This is a genomic window from Streptacidiphilus sp. PAMC 29251 (genome assembly GCF_054208735.2).
Window position 1 is genome coordinate 1,710,532 of sequence record NZ_CM135725.2, and the last position, 17,618, is coordinate 1,728,149.

Here is a 17,618-nt window from a genome sequence, read left to right on the forward strand (position 1 = left end):
TAGCCACGTCAGTAGGCCTTTCCGACAACGCGCGGGCAGATGGCCTATCCGTTGAGCCAGTCCCCCGGAAGCAGGGCTCTGACTGCTTCCAACGCTTCCTCGGTCCGTGCCCTCACAGGCACGCAGCCCTCTTCATCCCGCAGCAGCACGTCTGCGCCGAGGAACCAGCGGGTGCCCTCGAAACCCCTGGCCGGATAGGCCGGAAACGGCAGCTGTTCGCAGTTCTCTTCGAGGATCCGCGTGTATTCGGGGTCGGGCTCGTACAGGAAGTCGCTCAGGTGCTGCGGTGCGTGCAGGGACTCCGCCAGCACCATTTCGACGGCCATCCACGACAGGTGTTCCATCCACGGCTCCCACTGCTGGGCCTGCCGGTCGGCCAGGTCCGTCAGCACATGAACCCCAGGATCAGCCTGGTCCAGATCCTTGAGCAGTACACCCCAGGAGCAGGCACCCTGGTTCTCCTCACGGAACACCAGCGCCCGGCCACGGGAGTCGATGGAGAGCTGATCCGCGCGCAGCAGCCGATCGTGGTTGCTCGTCAGATCCTGGCGCCGTCCGAGTAGCCGGTACAACTCGCCGAGGGCTGTAGGCAGGCCTAGGCCGAGACGCTCCTCCGCTGCTGCGAGGTCCTCCTCGGTGAAGCCGTCGCCGCCGGTGAGCGGCTCTACCCAGGCGCGCGTGAAGTCGCGGACGAACCGCCATGCGGCCTCGCGGTCCGCGCGTGCGCGCTCCAGGCCCTTGCGAACATCGAACGTCTGCGTCATGGCGCAGACCTTAGCCCCTGCCTACCGAGCCGCTCGACGGCGACGGCGACCGCGCCTGAGATTCCCGCCCGGCCGCTACGAACCCCGCTACGAAACCCCGCGGCGTTCGCCGTCAGGGCCTGGCCCGTGCAAGAGATGACCCGCCGACGCCGGACAGCACCGTCAGTCGGACCGCCCGCGCAGGCCGTCGAAGAGGATGGTGGCCAGGGCGTCGGCGAGGGCCTGCACCGGCAGGCCGCCGTCCGGGCGGTACCACTCGATCAGCGAGTTGACCGTGCCGAACAGCAGCCGGCTGGTGAGCCCGGGGGCGATGTCGTCCCGTACGCCGCCCTCCTCCGCGGCCAGGGCGACCAGGGCCGCGACCCGGCGATCGAACTCCCGGCGCCGGGCCAGTGCCTTCCGCTCGACCGGGCTGTTGCCGCGCACCCGCAGCAGCAGGGTGACGCAGGGCAGCTCAGCGGCGAGCACCGCGACGCTGGACCGGACCGTGTGCTCGAGCCTGGCGGTGGCGCCCAGCTGCGGCAGCTCCTCGTCCAGCACCGCGAACAGGGCGTCCAGCGCCCGGTTCACCGCGAGCTCGAGCAGCTGCTCCTTGCCGGAGACATGGTGGTAGATCGCGGATTTGCTGATCCCCAGCCGCTTGGACAGCTCCTCCATGCCGGTGCCGTCGTAGCCTCGCTCGTTGAAGGCCGCGACCGCGACCTCCAGCAGGGAGTCACGGTCGTAGCCGGGGCGGCCGCGGCGGCCGGTCTCAGGTGCGGGCAGTGCGCTCATCGGGCCATTGTTGCGCGCAGCACCCGCCGGGCCACTCGGAAGCGCCCGATCGGCAGCTTGGCGGCGCCCGATCAAACCTGGTGCTTGCCGGAACCGGCGAACTGCGCCACAATCAATTACCGAACGAATGGTCGGTTGGGAAGTTGGGAAGTTGGTAGCGATGGACGCCCCGCAGCTGCAGCAGCAGTTCGACGAGACTCTGGCCCGGGACCAGCGGGTGGAGCCCCGTGACTGGATGCCGGACGGCTACCGGAAGACACTGATCCGGCAGATCGCCCAGCACGCCCACTCCGAGATCATCGGCATGCAGCCGGAGGGCGACTGGATCACCCGAGCCCCCTCGCTGCGCCGCAAGGCGATCCTGTTCGCCAAGGTCCAGGACGAGGCCGGGCACGGACTCTACCTCTACTCCGCCGCCGAGACCCTGGGCGCGGACCGGGCGGATCTGACCGAGTGGCTGATCAGCGGCCGGCAGAAGTACTCCTCGATCTTCAACTACCCCACCCCGACCTACGCCGATGTCGGCGTGATCGGCTGGTTCGTGGACGGGGCCGCGATCTGCAACCAGGTCCCGCTGTGCCGCAGCTCCTTCGGCCCCTACGCCCGGGCCATGGTCCGGGTCTGCAAGGAGGAGTCCTTCCACCAGCGCCAGGGCTACGAACTGCTGCTCACCATGATGCGCGGCACCGAGAGCCAGCGGGACATGGTGCAGGACGCGGTCAACCGCTGGTGGTGGCCCTCGCTGATGATGTTCGGCCCCCCCGACGACGACTCCCCCAACTCGGCGCAGTCCATGGCCTGGAAGATCAAGCGCCACACCAATGACGAACTGCGGCAGCGCTTCGTCGACATGACGGTCCCTCAGGCCGCCAAGCTGGGCGTCAGCCTGCCCGATCCGGAGCTGCGCTGGAACCAGGAGCGGGGCCGCCACGACTTCGGCACCCCGGACTGGTCCGAACTGCAACGGGTGATCAGCGGCGACGGACCGTGCAACACCGAACGCGTCGCCCGCCGCCGCGCCGCCCACGAGGACGGCGCCTGGGTGCGCGAGGCCGCGTCCGCGTACGCCGCCAAGCAGGCCGCAGCACTCAACCACACGAAGAACGACACGAAGAACGACACGAAGAACGAGACGAAGGAGGTCGCGGCATGAGCGCCGACTGGCCGTTGTACGAGGTGTTCGTCCGCGGCAAGCGCGGTCTGAACCACGTCCATGTCGGCTCGCTGCACGCGGCCGACGACCGGATGGCGCTGACCCACGCCCGGGACCTCTACACCCGGCGCAACGAGGGCGTCAGCATATGGGTGGTCCGCAGTTCGGCGATCACCGCCTCCACCGTGGACGAGAAGGACCCCTTCTTCGCCCCCAACGGCGACAAGGTCTACCGCCACCCCACCTTCTACGACATCCCCGACGACGTCCCCCACATCTAGGAGCCAGGACATGAGCGAGGACCACGTGTACCTGACCCTGGCCGAGGAGCACCCCGGCGACGACTCCGCCCACTGGGCCTTCGGCACCGGCTTCGAGGCCCCGCTGCTGGGCATGGACACCACTGTCCCGGACGGGCTGGACGCCGCGGCGCTGGCGGCCCAGTGCCTGGCCCTGGGCGACGATGCGCTGGTGCTGGCCCAGCGACTGGCCCAGTGGTGCACCAGGGCGCCGGAGCTGGAGGAGGAGGTCGCGCTGGCCAACATCGGCCTGGACCTGCTCGGCCAGGCCCGGCTGCTCTACGCCCGCGCCGGACAGGCCGACGGCAGCGGACGCGGTGAGGACGCCTACGCCTACTTCCGCGACCCGGCCGAGTTCCGCAACGTCCGCCTCACCGAGCTGCCCAACGGCGACTTCGCCTGCTCCACCGCCCGGCTGCTGGTCCTCTCCGCCTGGCGGCTGGCGCACTTCGAGCAGCTGACGAACTCCCCCGACCCGGTCCTCGCCGCCATCGCCGCCAAGGGCGTCAAGGAGCTGACCTACCACCGGCTCTACGCCGCCGAATGGACGATACGCCTGGGCGACGGCACCGAGGAGTCCGCCCGCCGGATGCAGGCCGGTCTTGACCAGGTCTCCCCCTGGCTGGACGAGCTGACCGCCGCCGAACCCGCCGCCGCCGAGCAGCTCACGGCCGTCCTGCGGCAGGTGACCGACGCCGCCGGACTGGCGGCGGTGCAACCGTCCGCAGCACCGCAGCCGGGCGCGGGCCGGGACGGGCAGCACACCGAGCACCTCGCCCCGCTGCTGGCCGAGCTGCAGAGCGTGGCCAGGGCCGACCCGCAGGCGACCTGGTGAGCGTGGTGAGGATGGTGAACACCGTGAACCCGGTGGACGACACCGACACCGCCCGCGCGCTGCGGATCGCCGGACAGGCCCCCGACCCGGAACTGCCCATGCTGACCCTGGCCGACCTGGGCGTCCTGCGCGCCGTCGAGGTGGACCCGGACGGGGTGGTCACCGCCACGCTGACCCCCACCTACAGCGGCTGCCCGGCCCTGGCCGAGATGCGCGCCGACGTGGACCGGCGGCTGCGCGCGGCCGGCTTCGCCGAGGTGCGGATCCGCACCAGCATCGACCCGCCGTGGACCACCGACTGGATCACCCCGGCCGGCCGCCGGGCGCTGGCCGAGCACGGCATCGCCCCGCCCGGGCCCGCGCCCCGGCCGACGTCGGGACCGGTGCCGCTGGTCCTCTCCGCCCGCCGCCCCGCGGTGTCCTGCCCGCGCTGCGGGTCGGCCGACACCGAGGAGACCTCCCGCTTCTCCGGCACCGCCTGCAAGGCCCTGCGCCGCTGCCGCGCCTGCCGTGAACCCTTCGAACACCTCAAGGACATCTGATGACGGCCCCCAGCACCGCACCCGCCCCCGGCGCCCGGGGCCGTCGCCGCCCGGTCTTCCACCAGCTGCGGATCGCCGCCGTCGAGCCGCTGTGCGAGGACGCCGCCGCGGTGAGCTTCGACATCCCGGACGAGCTGGCCGCCGCCTTCGCCTTCGCCCCCGGCCAGTCGCTCACCCTGCGCCGCACCGTCGACGGGGTCGACGAGCGCCGCTCCTACTCCATCTGCTCGGCCACCGGCTCCCGGCCCAGGATCGGGGTCCGCACCGTGCCCGGCGGGCTGTTCTCCTCCTGGCTGGTGAACGACGTCCGCCCCGGCGACCTGGTCGACGTGCTGGAGCCGACCGGGAGCTTCACCCCGGACCTCGGCACGCCCGCCCGGCACGTCCTGGTCGCGGCCGGCTCCGGCATCACCCCGATGGTCTCGATCGCCGGCTCCGTCCTCGCCGCCGACCGCAGCTCGCAGGTCACCCTGCTCTACGGCAACCGGCGCAGCGACACGGTGATGTTCACCGACGAGCTGGCCGACCTCAAGGACCAGTACCCGGACCGGTTCCAGCTGGCCCATGTGCTCTCCCGCGAGCCGCGCGAGGCCGAGCTGCTGTCCGGCCGACTGGACGCCGACCGGCTCGCCGCCCTGCTGCCCGCGCTGCTTGACGTGCCGTCGGTCGACCACTGGTGGCTCTGCGGCCCGCAGGAGATGGTGCAGGGGGCCCGGACCCTGCTCACCGGCCTCGGCGTCGCGGCAGCCAACGTCCACCAGGAGCTGTTCTTCGCCGACGAGGCGCCGATCGAGCCGCTGCGGCACCAGGACGCCGCCCCGAGGGCCCGGTAAGCACGGTCACGCTGACCCTGGACGGACGCACCACCACCGCCGCGCTCCCCCGCGACCTGAGCATCCTGGACGGGGCCCAACGCAGCCGCACCGACCTGCCGTTCGCCTGCAAGGGCGGCGTCTGCGGCACCTGCCGGGCCCAGATCACCGACGGCAAGGCGGACATGCGCCGCAACTTCGCCCTGGAGCCGGCCGAGGTCGAGGCCGGCTATGTGCTCACCTGCCAGACCTTCCCGGTCTCGGACAATCTCGCGGTCGACTACGACAGCTGAGGCCGTCGCCACGACAGCTGAGCCCCATTCGGGCATCCTCCGGAGATCCCTGGGCGGCCGGCCCTCGCCGCCGGCCGCCCTCGGCGTCGCTGAGCTGGTGTTTTACTCCCAGCACTCGGGTATTACCGGGCACATCTTCTCCGTTGTGGGCAGGTGCAACCCGGATCCGCGTTGATATAAATCTCATGCGGGCAAAACCGGGCTCCACCAGCCCGGACCGGAGTTGAGGGCGGGTGAGGGCGTTGAACGCTGCGGAGCGACAGCACCGGATCCTCGCCCTGGTCCGGCACCAGGGCCTGGTCGAGGTCGCCACCGCGGCCGTCGACTTCGCCGTCGCGCCGGAGACCATCCGGCGCGACCTCAGTGAACTCGAACGCCGGGGCCTGGTCCGGCGCACCTACGGCGGCGCCTACCCGGTCGAGGGTTCAGGCTTCGAGACCGACCTGGCCCAACGGGTCAACCTCCATGTCGACGACAAGCGCCGGATCGCCGCCGAGGCCGTCAAACTCCTCGGCGAGGCCGACACCCTGTTCGTGGACGAGGGGTACACCCCGCAGATCCTGGCGGCGCTGCTGCCCACCGACCGGCCGCTGACGGTCGTCACCGCCTCCCTCTCCACCGCGGCCGCGACCGCGGACTCCGCCAACATCACCGTGCTGCTGCTGGGCGGCCGGGTCCGCGCCCGCACCCTGGCCACGGTGGGCTCCTGGGCCTCCGACATGCTCTCCGGGTTCGTCATCGACCTGGCGTTCCTGGGGGCGAACGGGATCTCCCGGGAGTTCGGCCTGACCACCCCCGACCCGGTGGTGGCCGACGTCAAGGCCAAGGCCCTGGCGGTCTCCCGCAGACGGATCTTCATGGGCCACCACGGCAAGTTCGGGGCCAGCAGCTTCTGCCGCTTCGCAGAGGTGGGCGACTTCGAGGCCATCGTCACCAACACCGGGCTGAGCGCCGCCGAGGCGCACCGCTACGCACTGCTCGGGCCCCGCGTCATCAGGGTCTGAACCCGACCCCTCCCGCAACACCCCTCCTGCAACACCCTTCCCGCAACACCCTTCCCACCGCACCTGGCCCGGCCGACGGCCGCAGGTGTGGCGATCCCACCCGTCCCGAAGGGAACACCACCATGACGAACAGACGAGGCATCCTCCGGAGCACCGCCCCCCTCGGGGCCATGGTCCTGTGTGCGGCCATGCTCGCGGCCTGCAGCGGCGCCGGGGGCGGCAGCACCAGCAGCGGCGGCGGCGCGCACTCCATCAATGTGCTGATGGTCAACAACCCGCAGATGCTGGACCTGCAGAAGCTCACCGCGGCCAACTTCACCAAGACCACCGGCATCAAGGTCAACTTCACCGTGCTGCCCGAGGACAACGTCCGCGACAAGATCACCCAGGACTTCTCCAGCCAGGCCGGCCAGTACGACGTGGCCACCATCAGCAACTACGAGACCCCGTTCTACGCGAAGAACGGCTGGCTGGCCCCGCTCACCACGCTCGCCAACGGCGACACCGGCTTCGACCAGAGCGACATCCTGCCCAGCATCGCGCAGTCGCTCACCGTCAACGGCCAGATCTACGCCGAGCCCTTCTACGGCGAGTCCTCGTTCCTGATGTACCGCAAGGACGTCTTCGCGGCCAAGAAGCTGACCATGCCGGCCAACCCGACCTGGGCCCAGGTCGCCGCCCTGGCCGCCGAGACCGACGGGGCGCAGCCGGGCATGAAGGGCATCTGCCTGCGCGGGCAGCCGGGTTGGGGCGAGGTCATCGCCCCGCTGACCACCGTGGTCAACACCATGGGCGGCACCTGGTTCAACTCCGACTGGTCGGCCCAGCTGACCAGCCCGGCGTTCACCAACGCCACCAACTTCTACGTCAACCTGGTCCGGGCCCACGGCGAGGCCGGGGCCCCGCAGGCCGGCTTCACTGAGTGCCTCAACGACATCGAGCAGAGCAAGACCGCGATGTGGTACGACGCGACCTCCGCGGCAGGCTCGCTGGAGGCCACCGGCTCGCCGGTGGCCGGGAAGATGGGCTACGTGCCGGCCCCGGTCGACCAGACCAAGAGCTCGGGCTGGCTCTACACCTGGGCCTGGGGCCTGCAGAAGGCCAGCAAGCACCAGAGCGACGCCTGGAAGTTCATCTCCTGGGCCTCCAGCAAGCAGTACGAGGACCTGGTGGGAACCCAGTTGAGCTGGTCCCAGGTGCCGGCCGGCAAGCGCAGCTCGACCTACAGCAACCCCGACTACCTCAAGTCGGCCGGCGCCTTCGCCGCGGCCACCAAGACCGCGCTGGACACCGCCGACCCGCAGAACCCGGGCGTGCAGCCCCGGCCCGCCCCCGGGATCCAGTTCGTCGGCATCCCCGAGTTCGAGGACCTGGGCACCCAGGTCTCGCAGCAGATCAGCTCCGCCATCGCCGGCCAGACCAGCGTCGCCAACGCGCTGAAGACCAGTCAGGCCCTCGCGGCCAAGGTCGGCGCCAAATACGCCACCAAGTGACGAAGCGCCCACCCCGTACGCGCCCGCCCACGCGAAGCGGAGAAACCCGATGAGCACCCTCTCCACCCCGAGCCCCCAACCGAGTTCCCAGCCCGGCTCCCCACCGAGTTCCGCCCCGAGCCGGCTCCGGCTCACCCGGCTCACCCGTCCCGGGCGTCAGGAGGCAGCCCGGCTCGCCGGGAAGCCCCGCGGCGCCTGGGCCCGCCGGGCCCCACTGCTGCCGGCCCTGGTCTTCATGATCGTGGTCACCCAACTGCCCTTCGTGGGCACGGTGGTCATCTCCTTCGTGCGCTGGAACGCGCTGGACCCGGGCGACCGCGGCTTCGGCGGCTTCTCCAACTACACCAACGCCTTCTCCAACCCGGCGCTGCGCTCGGCCATCGTCACCACCGTGGTGCTGACCGCCTCGGTGGTGCTGGTCAGCCTGCTGCTGGGGCTCGGCCTGGCCCTGCTGCTGGACCGGAAGTTCCTCGGTCGGGGCATCGTCAGGACCATGCTGATCACCCCCTTCCTGGTGGTGCCGGTGGCCTCGGCGCTGCTGTGGAAGCAAGCCATCTACAACGCCTCCTACGGGCTCCTCGACGGCGTGCTGACCTGGGTCTGGAGCCTGTTCGGCAGCAGCAGCGCCCCGCAGCCGGACTGGCTCTCGGTGGTCCCGCTGATCTCGGTGGAGGCCTCGCTGGTCTGGCAGTGGACCCCGTTCATGATGCTGATCCTGCTCGCCGGGCTGCAGAGCCGGGCCCTGGACGTGGTCGAGGCGGCGCGGGTGGACGGGGCGAGCACCTGGCAGGTGTTCCGCTACCTCACCTACCCGCACCTGCGCCGTTACCTGGAGCTGGCCGCCCTGCTCGGCAGCATCTACGTGGTCCAGAACTTCGACGCGGTGTTCACCATCACCTCCGGGGGCCTGGGCACCGCCAACCTCCCCTACACCGTCTACGAGACCTTCTACCAGGGCCACGACTACGGCGAGGCGTCCGCCGAGGGCGTCATCGTGGTCGCCTGCTCCATCCTCATCGCCACCTTCGCGCTGAGAACCGTCTCATCGCTGTTCCGAGAGGAGACGCTGTGACAACCGCTCTGGTCAACAAGCGAGTTGGCCAACATCGCCAGCGCAGCCTGCTGGGCCTGCTGGCCTGGCTGTGCGGACTGTTCTTCTTCCTCCCGTTCGCCTGGATGGTGCTCACCTCGCTGCACAGTGAGTCCAGCGCGGCGACCAACCCGCCGAGCGTCGGCGCCAGTCTGACGCTGCAGGGCTACCGCGAGTTCTTCGGCGCCACCACCGGGGTCAGCCCGTGGCCGCCGCTGATCAACTCGCTGACGGCCAGCATCGGTTCGACCGTGCTGGTGCTGCTGCTGGCCATCCCGGCCGCCTACGCGCTGTCGATCAAGCCGGTGCGCAAGTGGACCGATGTGATGTTCTTCTTCCTCTCCACCAAGATGATGCCGGCCGTGGCCGGGCTGCTGCCGATCTACCTGATCGCCAAGAACGCCGGCCTGCTGGACAACATCTGGCTGCTGGTCGTCCTCTACACCTCGATGAACCTGCCGATCGCGGTCTGGATGATGCGCTCCTTCCTGGCCGAAGTGCCGAGGGAGATCCTGGAGGCCGCCGCGATCGACGGAGCCGGGCTGCTGACCATCCTGCGCCGGATCATCGCCCCGGTGGCCGCCCCCGGCATCGCCGCCACCGCGCTGATCGCCTTCATCTTCAGCTGGAACGAACTCCTCTACGCCGAGGTGCTGACCGGCGTGGTGGCCAACACCGCACCGGTGTTCCTCACCAGCTTCGTCACCAGCCAGGGCCTGTTCCTGGCCAAGGTGTGCGCCGCTGCCGTCTGCATCTCCCTGCCGGTGCTCATCGCCGGGTTCGCCGCCCAGGACAAGCTCGTCCAGGGCCTCTCCCTTGGAGCCGTCAAGTGAAGGCAGCCGTCATCAGCTCACCCGGGGTGGTGGGCATCGAGACCGTGGAAGATCCGACGCCCGGGCCCCGGGACGTCGTGATCGAGGTCGCCGCCTGCGGCCTGTGCGGCACGGACCTGCACATCCTGCAGGGCGAGTTCGCCCCCACCCTGCCGATCGTCCCGGGCCATGAGTTCGCCGGTGAGATCGTCGCGCTGGGCGCGGACGTCCGCGGCCTGGCGGTCGGCGACCAGGTGGCGGTGGACCCCTCGCTGTACTGCCACGAGTGCCACTACTGCCGGATCGGCCGGGGCAACCTCTGCGAGCGCTGGGCCGCGATCGGGGTCACCGTGGCGGGAGGGGCGGCCCAGTTCGCGGTCGCCCCGGCCGCCAACTGCGTCAAACTGCCCGAGCACATCCGCACCAGGGACGCGGCGCTGATCGAACCGCTGTCCTGCGCGGTGCGCGGCTACGACATCCTGCGCAGCCAGTTGGCCACCCATGTGCTGATCTACGGGTCGGGCACGATGGGCCTGATGATGCTGGAGCTCGCCAAGCGCACCGGGGCCGCCACCGTCGACATGGTCGACATCAACGACGACCGGCTGACCACGGCCAGGTCGCTGGGCTGCAGCCGGGCGGCCACCTCGGCCGACGAGATCGAGCGGCCGCGCGGCTGGGACGTGGTCATCGACGCCACCGGCAACCAGCAGGCGATCCAGGACGCGCTCGGCCGGGTCGGCAAGGGCGGCACGTACCTGCAGTTCGGCGTCTCCGACTACGCGGCGCGGGCCACCATCGAGCCCTACCGGATCTACAACCAGGAGATCACCATCACCGGCTCGATGGCGGTGCTGCACAGCTTCGAACGCGCGGCGGACCTCTTCGCCGCCGGGGTGCTGGACCCGCAGGTCTTCATCAGCGACCGGCTCCCGCTGGACGACTACGCCGCCGCTCTGCAGCAGTTCCAGGCCGGCAAGGGCCGAAAGATCCAGATCCTCCCCTGACCCGCTCCTTTGACCCGCTCCCAGGAGCAGCACTCATGGCAACACCAGTACCTACCCCGTCCGTACTCGTCCTCGGCGAGGCCCTCGCCGACATCGTGGTCGACCCGGACGGACAGCGGCACAGCTGTCCGGGCGGGAGCCCGGCCAATGTCGCCCTGGGCCTGGTCCGGCTGGGCCACCCGGTCCAGCTCGCCACCCGGATCGGCCGGGATCCGCTCGGGCAGCTGCTGCGGAGCCACCTCACCGGCAACGGGGTGGCACTCAGCCCCGGCTCCGTCGTGGACGCCGCGACCTCCAGCGCCACCGTCTCGGTCGACGCCGACGGCAGCGCGGGCTATGCGTTCGACATCCACTGGGAGCTGCCGCCCTCGGTGGTCGAACCCACCGCTCCTGCCGCCCACCTGCACACCGGTTCGATCGCCGCGCTACTCGCCCCCGGCGCCGAGCAGGTGCGCGCGGCGGTCGGCGCCGCGCGGGCCCGGGCCACCGTCTCCTACGATCCCAATCTGCGGCCCGACCTGCTCGGACCACCGGGCCAGGAGCGGCCACGGGTCGAGCACCTCGTCGCCGCCAGTGATGTGGTGAAGGCCAGCGCGGACGACCTGGACTGGCTCTACCCGGGCCAGGACATCCGCGAGGTGGCCGCCCGCTGGGCCCGGAGCGGCCCCCGGCTGGTGGTGCTCACCCGCGGCGGCGCCGGGGCCCAGGCCTGGTGGCCCGGCGGCCGGTGCGAGCTGCCGCCGACGCCGGTCACGGTGGTCGACACCATCGGAGCCGGTGACGCCTTTATGGCGGGGCTGCTCAGCGGCCTGCTCCGGGCCGGGCTGCTGGGCGCGGGCCCGCGCGAGCGCCCGGGCCCGGGCCCGGGCGAGCACCTTGGCCCGGGCGAGCCGGACGGCCCGTCCCCGCTGGCCCGGCTGCGGGCGGCAACCGCAGGCCCGCGCCTGGATCCGGACGTCGCCCGGGCGCTGTCCCTGGCCGGCCGCGTCGCCGCACTCACCTGCACCCGCCGCGGCGCCGACCCGCCGAGCCGCGCCGAAGCCGCCGGAGCCGCCGGAGCCGCCGGAGCCGCCGGAGCCGCCGAGTAGAACGTCCTGCGGACGGCGGGGACAAGCTCGCGCTGAGCGGGCTCTTCCCCGCACCGCTGTGGCAGTGTGGGCCTGTGACCGTAATCGTCTGGATCACCGAAGGCACCTGGCAGGCCGCCGTGGACGCGGCCCGCGTCCATGCCCCGGCCGGGGCCGACATCACCCTGCTCCATGTCACCGGCGACGACGTCGCCGCAGCCGCGCACGGCTCCTTCGCGGGCCTGCTCGGCCGCGGCCACCGCGAGCGCGACCCCGGCGACCAGCTTGAGACGCTCTCGGTGAGCGCGTCAGCGGCCCTGCTGGACGCCGCCGCCGAGCGCCTCGGCCGCCCGGCGGCCCGGGTCCAGGCCCACGGCCGGGTCGAACGCGAGGTGGTCCACGCCGCCGAGGGGGCCGACCTGCTGATCTGCGCCCGCGACGGCGACCGGCACCGGCTCGGCCCGCGCAGCCTGGGCCCGGCCACCCGCTTCGCCGTCGACCACGCCCCCTGCCCGGTGCTGCTGGTCTGGCCCGAGGCCGCCCCCGCCGTCGGCTCCATCCCCCCGCCGCCCCCGCCTCCTGGGGCCGAGGGTCAGGGCCGGGTGTAGATGATGTGCTCCGGGGTGCTGGCGTCCCCGTGCGGGGCGTGCCCCGGAGTGGAGAGCGGGGTCGACCATGCGTCGCGCTCCGGGGAGTGCGGCATCCGGTCCGGCTCGGGCTCCCGCTCCTTGCGCCGCGCACCCAGCACGGCCGCGAGAATGAGCGCCGCGACGACGATCACCCCCATCACCAGGCCCAGACTGAGCCCCTCGCCGTCCGTGAACATCGCTGCCTGGAGAACCATGACCGCTCCTCTCCACCGGGACGGTGCCCGTACAGCGCCGCCCGTCCTCCTCCCAGCGTGTGACCCCCGCACCCCGGCGGCCACTGGGGGAAGAACACCGTAAGATCTGCCGGCCTGCGGGGCGGGTCAGCTGCGGCGGGACCAGGTGGGTTCGATGTGTTGCCAGTCGCGGTCCCAGTTGCGGAGGTCGGTGCGGTTCAGTTGGGCGCGGGCGAGGGTTCCCGCGGTCAGCACCAGGCTGCCGGAGCCGGCCAGCAGCAGGCCGCCGAGCAGGATCGCCCGGCCGGTGGAGTCGGCCGCGGTGGTCGGCGGGGCGCTCACCCGCTGGGCGTGGTCCAGCCACACGGTGACCCGGTCGCCGGCCGCGGTCGTGCCCGGGTCGACGGAGGCCTGGGCCTGGTGCGTCCGGCCCGAGGCATCGGTCCAGCGGACCAGCGCGGTGAAGCCGGCCCCGACGCCCACGGAGCGTTGGTTGGCCGCGGTGAGCGCCACCGCCGGGACCTGGTGCAGCCGGGCGGCGTAGCGCTGGGCGTGCCCGCGGTCGTGCTGGTAGAGCCCGAGCGCGCCCAGCGCGGACAGGCCGGCGGCGACGGCGAGGCCCAGCAGCACCAGCGCCCGCAGTCGGCCGCGGAGGGTGTCGGTCCTTCGCCACAACGGGTTGTGACGGTGCGCCAGAAACGCGCTCAGGCCCGAACGGCGCTGGGCGGGGTGGTGGGACGGTCCGGGCACGGCGGCGGGGATGGCCATCGCTCTCGACTCCTCGTCAACTGTCGTTTCAGAGCTGGTGCGACGGGTGCTGCCGCATCGCCACGGGCTGGTCGTCGGTGTCCCAGCGCAGGGTCTCGGCCACCTGGACCACCCCCTCCACTGCGCGTACCCGGCCCAGCAGGGTGTAGGCCTGGCTGCGCCGGGCGGTACGGGCGTCGAGCAGCACCCGACCGTGCTCGCAGTCCACCCGCAGGGTGGCCCGGTCGGCGCCGGTCTCGGCGGCGACGGCGAGGTAAAGCACCTCGGAGCGGATCGCGGCGTCGTCCCGGCACACCGCCCGGAGCAGGTCGCAGCGGCAGACCAGGCCGACCGGGCGCTGCTGGGCGTCGGTCACCAGCAGCTGGTGGACCTGCCACCGGGCCGCCAGCCGGGCCGCCTCGGGAGCGGAGGTGTCGGGGCCCACCGTGCGGACGGGGGCGCTCATCAGTTCCGAGGCCATCACCCCGGCCGCCCGCCGGCGCAGCGCCCAGGCCTGGCCGGCGCCGAAGCGCGTCGGCTGCGGCAGCGCCGCCACCGCCAGCCGGGCGAGCAGATCGCCGGCCCCGACCACGCCCAGCACCCGGCGCTGGGCGTCCACCACCGCGAGCAGCTGGTGCGGGTGGCCGTGCAGCGCGGTGACCAGGGTGGCGTAGTCGGTCCAGGGGTCGACCGTGACGACCTGCCGGTTCATCAGTTCGCTGACCGGGGTGTGCCGGGGCAGTCCGTCCCAGGCGGCCGGGGGTGCGCCCTGCGCTGCCGCTGTGGCTGTCGCTGTCACTGCCGCTGTCACTGCCGCTGTCACTGTCGTCATGGCCGGCTCCTGGTGTCCCTCGTTGTTGGCTGCACTCTCTGCCGACAACGGGTCGCGCCGCACCGGGCCGATCGGCCCTGCCGACCCGCCGGACGGCACCGGCGGGTCGGACAGCGCGACCTCAGCTCACCGAGGGGCTGCTGCTCTCCTCGACGGCGGGTTCGGACGTCTCCGCCTCCGGCTGGATCCCCCAGCGCAGGCCGATGAAGGCCACGATCGCCGCCGCCGCCATGATGCCGGCCATGGCGTAGAAGATGGTCCGGGTGGCGTAGGCGAAGTCCAGCCGGATGAAGGCCGGAATCTTCGAGGTGTCGCCGCCACCGCCCTGGGACTGCGAGAACTGCCCGGCCAGCGCCGCCGCCTTGTCGTGCGGCATGCCCTGGGCGACCAGCGAGCCGGTGATCCTGGAGTGGAACTGGGAGACCAGCGTGGTGCCGAGGATGGCCAGCCCCAGGCTGGCAGTGTAGTTGCGCACGGTCTGGGTGATGCCGGTGGCCTCGCCGTAGGACAGCCGGGAGGCGCGGTTGACCGCGTCGGTGCTGGCCGGGCCGAGCATAAGGCCCATCCCCGCGCCCGACATGACGACATACCAGACCTGCGAGCCGAACTTCAGGTCGACCACCTGGCCGGCCCAGAGGTAGAAGCCCACCGCGGCCAGCGCGCAGCCCAGCACCACCGGGCGCTTGGCGCCGCCGCGGTCGAGCATCCGGCCGCCGATCTGCGAGGCGACCGCGAAGCCGAGGAAGAAGTAGAGCAGGTACAGGCCCGCCTGCTGCGCCTTCTGCCCCAGCGAGATCTGGGCGTACTCGCTGGCGAAGAAGAACACCGGGACGAACACCAGCATGGCGATGCCCAGCACCAGGTTCTCCACCAGGAACGCCCGGATCCGGAAGATCCGCACCTGGATCAGCGGCGACTCGGTGTTCCGTTCCACCAGCACGAAGACCACCAGCAGGGCGATCCCGCCGATGATGCAGAGCCAGATGCCGGGGCTGCTCCAGCCCCAGATCGGCACCTGCTGGAAGCCGAACACGCTGAGCGCCACCCCGCCGGCGATCAGCAGCAGTCCGCGGTAGTCCATCCGGGCCGGGCGGTGCTCGGTCTCCGGGTGGGACAGCAGGATCAGCACCAGGGCGATCAGCGCGACCGGGATGTTCACCCAGAAGATGGCCCGCCAGGTCCACTCGGTCAGATAGCCGCCGAGGATCGGCCCGATCGCGGTCAGCCCGCCGGCGATGCCGAAGAACAGCGCGAGGGCGCGGCCCCGCTCACGCAGCGGGAAGGTCTGCACCACGATCGCCAGCGCGGCCGGGAACATGATCGCCCCGCCCGCCCCCTGCAGGGCACGGAAGGTGACGATCCAGGCCTCGGCCGCCCCGCCCTTGGGCGTCAGCCCGCACATGGCCGAGGCGGCCGCGAACACGATGACGCCGAGCAGCACCATCTTCCGGTGGCCCAGCGTGTCGGCCAGCCGCCCGCCGAAGGCGAAGAGGGCCGCCAGCGCCAGGAGATAGGCGTTGACGGCCCACTGCACGCCGGTGCTGCTCAGTCCCAGTTCCCGCTGGATCTGCGGCACCGCGATGGAGACGATGGTCTGGTCGATGAACGTCATCGCCACCGCGAAGATCATCGCAGTGAGGACCAGACCCTTTCCGCGTCTACCCGAACCGCCGGACGGCATTTCCATGACCACTCCCTGATTGATTCAGACATCCGTCCCCCGTAGCAGGACGTCGTCAAACAACCCTTGGAGTATGCCGGGCAGCAGGTACCGGGGGGACGGAATTCAGAACTCGTAGGCGCCGACGTCGAAGGGGGCGGTGCGGGCCTTCTTGTCGGCGTCGATGGTGGGGGCGTTGGTGCTGGTGCCGGCGTTGATGGCGGGGCTGCCGGACTTCAGGTGCAGGTTCTCGGAGCCGTAGTTCACGAAGTAGGTGGAGTAGGCCGTGCCGACGGTGATGTTGTTGGTGTGGGTCAGGTTGGTGGCCTGGGCGGTGTTGAAGGCGTGGGCGAGGTTGTTGCGCAGGATGTCGTTGTTGGACGGGGTTCCGTCCTTCTGGTTGTAGATCCTGATCTCGCTGTCGGTGCCCTGGGGGTCGGGGACGACGGTGTTGTTGACGATGGTGCTGTTGCTCATGCCGTACAGGCCCATGGCCAGGCCGACCTCGACCTCGACCACGTTGTTCTCGATGGTCCAGCCGCTGTAGGGGCCGTCGAAGGCGCTGATGCCCTGGATGGTGTAGTGGCCGTTGTACTGGAACGGGACGTTGGTGTAGCGGGTGCCCTGGCGGGCGATGAAGACGTTGCCGCGGACCACGACGCCGGTGACCGGGGTGAAGCTGCCGTCGCCGCGGTAGCTCTGGAACATGTCGCGGTGCGGGGGGTCGCTCTCGGTGCCGGGCGGCACCACGGCGTAGCTGTTGATGGCGGAGTTGTACTGGACCACGCAGCCGCTGACGAGGCAGCGGTAGGCGTCCTCCCAGAAGTTGTTGACGCTGTTTCCGCTGACCAGGGCGTTGGTGGCGCCGGCTCCCGCGGTGGAGGTGCGGTTGAGCATGACGCCGTTGTGGACGTTGCGGATCTGGTTGTTGAGGATCTGGTTGCTGTCGCCGGAGACCATGACGCCGGTGCCGCTGCGGTTGACCCAGTCGGTGTTGCCCCAGGTGCCGGCGACGGCGTCGGTCGCGGAGCGGACCTGGGAGTTCTCGAAGACGTTGTTGGTGGCGCCGCTGTCGATCTGGACCAGGTTGCCGGTGGTGTAGGTGCCGTCCGCCTCCTGCGGGGAGACCAGCACCCCGCTCACCGTCCAGTGGGTGGCGCCGCTCTGGAAGCGCAGGGTGTGCAGCACCGGGGTCTGGCCCGGCTGCGGCTCGATGGTGACCGTGCCGGAGGAGACCCCGCCCTTGATGACCGGGTTGCCGTGGTCGCCGTTGCGCAGGTAGATGACGTCGCCGGCGGCGAAGGTCTTCCCGGAGCTGAAGACCTGCTCCAGGGTGCGCCAGGGGCTGGCCGAGGTGCCCGGGTTGTTGGCGTTGCCGTTGACGGGGTCGACGTAGTACGCCTTGCCTGCCTGCGGGGTGGCCCCGTGCGCGGTGGCGGACGGCATGATCACGCCCAGCGCCAGCAGCAGCGCGGTCCCGAGGATCCTGGCGCGGCGCCAGGGCCTCCGGTCCGGTCGTGAGTTCGCGGTCATCTTCGATCTCCTTCGGTGATACCGGGGGGAGTGCGATCTCTTTCGTGGGGAGTCTGGGGCAAGTCATTGGACGCGTCA

18 protein-coding genes and 1 pseudogene are annotated in these 17,618 nt (G+C 71.2%); 12 read left to right on the forward strand and 7 right to left on the reverse strand.

All coding sequences use genetic code 11. The features are described 5' to 3' along the window. Window positions 1-44: 44 nt before the first annotated feature. Complete coding sequence (locus ACXKR8_RS08175; RefSeq protein ID WP_458272223.1) at window positions 45-764, reverse strand: SMI1/KNR4 family protein; 720 nt, start codon at window positions 762-764, stop codon at window positions 45-47. Window positions 765-926: 162 nt separating this feature from the next. Next, a complete protein-coding gene (locus ACXKR8_RS08180; protein ID WP_458272224.1) occupies window positions 927-1,538 on the reverse strand; it encodes a TetR/AcrR family transcriptional regulator in 612 nt (203 codons plus the stop codon). Between the two features lie 127 nt (window positions 1,539-1,665). Between ACXKR8_RS08180 and paaA the strand changes: the two genes are divergently transcribed. The 12 genes and pseudogenes from paaA to ACXKR8_RS08240 all read left to right on the forward strand — a co-directional run bounded on the left by paaA (window position 1,666) and on the right by ACXKR8_RS08240 (window position 12,553). After that, window positions 1,666-2,691 carry a 1,2-phenylacetyl-CoA epoxidase subunit PaaA gene (gene paaA, locus ACXKR8_RS08185; RefSeq protein WP_458272225.1) on the forward strand — a complete coding sequence of 342 codons (1,026 nt, stop codon included), beginning with the start codon at window positions 1,666-1,668 and terminating at the stop codon, window positions 2,689-2,691. After that, on the forward strand, window positions 2,688-2,972 hold the full coding sequence (gene paaB, locus ACXKR8_RS08190; RefSeq protein WP_458272226.1) for a 1,2-phenylacetyl-CoA epoxidase subunit PaaB: 285 nt from the start codon (window positions 2,688-2,690) through the stop codon (window positions 2,970-2,972). The genes paaA and paaB overlap by 4 nt, the downstream gene beginning before the upstream one ends. A 10-nt stretch (window positions 2,973-2,982) precedes the next feature. Then, entirely contained in the window at window positions 2,983-3,825 is an 843-nt protein-coding gene (gene paaC / locus ACXKR8_RS08195; protein WP_458272227.1) for a 1,2-phenylacetyl-CoA epoxidase subunit PaaC, read from the forward strand. 11 nt (window positions 3,826-3,836) lie between these two features. Next, window positions 3,837-4,367 (forward strand): 1,2-phenylacetyl-CoA epoxidase subunit PaaD, encoded by a 531-nt coding sequence (gene paaD / locus ACXKR8_RS08200; protein ID WP_458272228.1) that lies wholly within the window; start codon window positions 3,837-3,839, stop codon window positions 4,365-4,367. After that, window positions 4,367-5,472: pseudogene (paaE, locus tag ACXKR8_RS08205) on the forward strand (1,2-phenylacetyl-CoA epoxidase subunit PaaE). The gene paaD and the pseudogene paaE overlap by 1 nt, the downstream one beginning before the upstream one ends. Window positions 5,473-5,714: 242 nt before the next feature. Beyond that, window positions 5,715-6,476 (forward strand): DeoR/GlpR family DNA-binding transcription regulator, encoded by a 762-nt coding sequence (locus tag ACXKR8_RS08210; RefSeq protein ID WP_458272230.1) that lies wholly within the window; start codon window positions 5,715-5,717, stop codon window positions 6,474-6,476. A 122-nt stretch (window positions 6,477-6,598) separates the two neighbouring features. Continuing rightward, window positions 6,599-7,969 (forward strand): ABC transporter substrate-binding protein, encoded by a 1,371-nt coding sequence (locus tag ACXKR8_RS08215; protein WP_458272231.1) that lies wholly within the window; start codon window positions 6,599-6,601, stop codon window positions 7,967-7,969. A 49-nt stretch (window positions 7,970-8,018) separates the two neighbouring features. Continuing rightward, window positions 8,019-9,041, forward strand: a complete 1,023-nt coding sequence (locus tag ACXKR8_RS08220; RefSeq protein ID WP_458272232.1) for a carbohydrate ABC transporter permease — start codon at window positions 8,019-8,021, stop codon at window positions 9,039-9,041. After that, window positions 9,038-9,892 carry a carbohydrate ABC transporter permease gene (locus tag ACXKR8_RS08225; protein WP_458272233.1) on the forward strand — a complete coding sequence of 285 codons (855 nt, stop codon included), beginning with the start codon at window positions 9,038-9,040 and terminating at the stop codon, window positions 9,890-9,892. Before ACXKR8_RS08220 ends, ACXKR8_RS08225 begins: the two co-directional genes overlap by 4 nt. Then, window positions 9,889-10,878 carry a zinc-dependent alcohol dehydrogenase family protein gene (locus tag ACXKR8_RS08230; protein ID WP_458272234.1) on the forward strand — a complete coding sequence of 330 codons (990 nt, stop codon included), beginning with the start codon at window positions 9,889-9,891 and terminating at the stop codon, window positions 10,876-10,878. The genes ACXKR8_RS08225 and ACXKR8_RS08230 overlap by 4 nt, the downstream gene beginning before the upstream one ends. A 35-nt stretch (window positions 10,879-10,913) precedes the next feature. Further along, window positions 10,914-11,966, forward strand: coding sequence for a carbohydrate kinase family protein (locus ACXKR8_RS08235; RefSeq protein ID WP_458272235.1), 1,053 nt, complete (start codon window positions 10,914-10,916; stop codon window positions 11,964-11,966). 74 nt (window positions 11,967-12,040) lie between these two features. Beyond that, window positions 12,041-12,553, forward strand: a complete 513-nt coding sequence (locus ACXKR8_RS08240) for a universal stress protein (RefSeq protein WP_458272236.1) — start codon at window positions 12,041-12,043, stop codon at window positions 12,551-12,553. Here the strand turns inward: ACXKR8_RS08240 and ACXKR8_RS08245 are convergent. From ACXKR8_RS08245 to ACXKR8_RS08265, 5 genes are all read right to left on the reverse strand, one after another. Next, window positions 12,538-12,789, reverse strand: coding sequence for a DUF6479 family protein (locus ACXKR8_RS08245; RefSeq protein WP_458272237.1), 252 nt, complete (start codon window positions 12,787-12,789; stop codon window positions 12,538-12,540). The genes ACXKR8_RS08240 and ACXKR8_RS08245 overlap by 16 nt on opposite strands. Window positions 12,790-12,915: 126 nt before the next feature. Continuing rightward, window positions 12,916-13,536, reverse strand: coding sequence for an Rv1733c family protein (locus ACXKR8_RS08250; protein WP_458272238.1), 621 nt, complete (start codon window positions 13,534-13,536; stop codon window positions 12,916-12,918). 28 nt (window positions 13,537-13,564) lie between these two features. After that, window positions 13,565-14,347, reverse strand: coding sequence for a CBS domain-containing protein (locus tag ACXKR8_RS08255; RefSeq protein WP_458272239.1), 783 nt, complete (start codon window positions 14,345-14,347; stop codon window positions 13,565-13,567). Window positions 14,348-14,468: 121 nt separating this feature from the next. Beyond that, complete coding sequence (locus tag ACXKR8_RS08260) at window positions 14,469-16,034, reverse strand: MFS transporter (RefSeq protein WP_458272240.1); 1,566 nt, start codon at window positions 16,032-16,034, stop codon at window positions 14,469-14,471. Between the two features lie 99 nt (window positions 16,035-16,133). Beyond that, complete coding sequence (locus ACXKR8_RS08265; protein WP_458272241.1) at window positions 16,134-17,540, reverse strand: choice-of-anchor Q domain-containing protein; 1,407 nt, start codon at window positions 17,538-17,540, stop codon at window positions 16,134-16,136. Window positions 17,541-17,618 lie beyond the last annotated feature (78 nt).